Annotated in this window: 2 protein-coding genes; one reads left to right on the top strand and one right to left on the bottom strand. The window is 73.3% G+C overall.

Annotated features, from left to right (window positions below; all coding sequences use genetic code 11):
* Nucleotides 1–1,140 (top strand): CDP-alcohol phosphatidyltransferase family protein (locus FRW57_RS21135; protein WP_152186990.1); only part of this gene is annotated, 1,140 nt, incomplete at its 5' end.
* Between the two features lie 42 nt (nt 1,141–1,182).
* Here the strand turns inward: FRW57_RS21135 and FRW57_RS21130 are convergent.
* Nucleotides 1,183–1,875 (bottom strand): ERAP1-like C-terminal domain-containing protein (locus tag FRW57_RS21130; protein WP_203230471.1); only part of this gene is annotated, 693 nt, incomplete at its 5' end.

Here is a 1,875-nt window from a genome sequence, read left to right as displayed (position 1 = left end):
AGCGAGCGCCTCCAGGCAGCGCTGCGCACCGAGCCGCTGGACGTCGAGCTGGTCGTCGACCCGGACCGCCAGCACGGCACCGCGGCGGCCGTGGCGGTCGGGCTGGCTCGAGTCGACAGCGACCGCTGCCTCGTGATCATGGGCGACCACGTCTTCGAGTCCTCGGACGTGCGCAGGCTGCTCGACGCCCCGGGACGCAACGTGCTTGCGGTCGACCGTGACCCGGGACGGCAGGTCGGAGGTATGGCGGGCCGCCTCCCCCTCCGAGCGGATCTGGCGCCCGACGGATCGGTCCGCGCCCTTGGCACGAGGCCCGCGGCGGACGGTGACGCGGCCGACAACATTCGGGTGGTGGACGCTGGCCTGACCGTCGCCTACCGCGAGGACCTGCTGGCAGTGGCTCCCACGACCCCGGACGCGAGCTGGGCCCACTGGCGCCGTCGGCTTGTGGACGAGGGTGCGGGTCTGACCAGCTCGGAGGTCACCGGGCTCTGGGCCAGCCTCGACTCGGCCGACGACGTGCGCGGACTCGAACGAGCCATGTGGCGGCGCTACGGACCGAAGCCGACCGACGGCATCGTCGCCCGGCTGGTCAACCGTCGCATCTCCGGGCCGCTGACGCGCCAGCTGCTGCGCACCGGCATGCACCCCGACGTCGCAACGGTGCTCGCCTTCACGGTCACGCTGCTCGCGGCCGGCCTGCTCGGATACGGCAACCGGTGGTCGATGCTCGCGGGTGGGCTGGGAGTGGTCCTCGGTTCGGCGCTGGACGGGGTCGACGGCGAGATCGCCCGGGTCAGCGGCCGGGCCTCCCGCCGGGGCGCCACACTCGACACCTTGCTGGACCGGTATGCCGACCTGGCCGTAGTGCTGGGACTGGTCGTCGGAGCGGGAGCGACGCCGACCACCTGGGCCTGGGGTTTCGCCGCCGCCTGCGGCTGCCTGCTCGTGTCGTACGTGCACGCCGTCGGCCGGGACACCGACGTACGCCTGCTCTTCCGGCGAGAGTTCCGGTTGCTCATCTTCGCCGTGGCTGCCGTGGCCGGGGTCCCGCTCTGGGGACTCGTGGTGGTGGCCGTCGCGGCCAACACTGACGTCGTGCGCGGAGTCGTCCTCCTGCTGCGTGCCCTGCACCGCTGACCGGCGCGACGAAAGCCTGCCACCGACGCACGGCGGCCGGGATCAGGCAGTGGCCTGCTCGGCCGGAGGGAACAGCTCCCGCGACCGCACTGCCTCCAGCAGCAGGGCCTGTTGGTCGACCATCGCGCGACGCACGGCGCCGCTGAGGTCGTCGCGGTCGAGTGCGTGGGCGGTGGCCGCCGTCACCGACCGCTCGACGACGGCGTGGGGGTAGGACAGGCTCGCCACCCGGGCCAGCGCATCCTCGCCGACCCGGTGGCCGAGAGCGGGCACGTCGCGGAAGTAGCGCGACACGTAGGGCCGCACCATGTCGAGCTCGCGCGTCTGCCAGAACCCGAGGGCGAGCGCGTTCATCTCGTGGTTGGAGCGTTCGCCGGCCGCGGTCAACTCCTGCCACGCCCACGCCTTCGCGTCGGCGTCCGGCCGCGAGGCACGGGCTTGCAACGCGTTGAGCCGTCCCTGGATGGTCTGGTCGAGGGCGAGGGCCCGATCGATGGCCTCGTCATCCCACAGACCCCGCCGGGCCAGGTTGCCCACGGCGATCCAGCGGAAGTCAAAATCACCCTCGAGACCCGGCGGCAGCGCTTCGCCCACCGCCCACCCTTCGAGCAGGGCCTCGTCACCGGTGTGCGCCGCCACGACCCGGGCCGCGGTCAGCGCCCGCGACGAACCGGGTCGGCTCCCGGTGACCACGCCCTGTGCCACCCGGGCGAGCACGGCCCGGGCCGCCTCGTG

The organism is Segeticoccus rhizosphaerae, assembly GCF_009192725.1.
Lineage (GTDB): Bacteria > Actinomycetota > Actinomycetes > Actinomycetales > Dermatophilaceae > Segeticoccus > Segeticoccus rhizosphaerae.
This window is presented reverse-complemented; position numbering and strand designations above follow the sequence as displayed.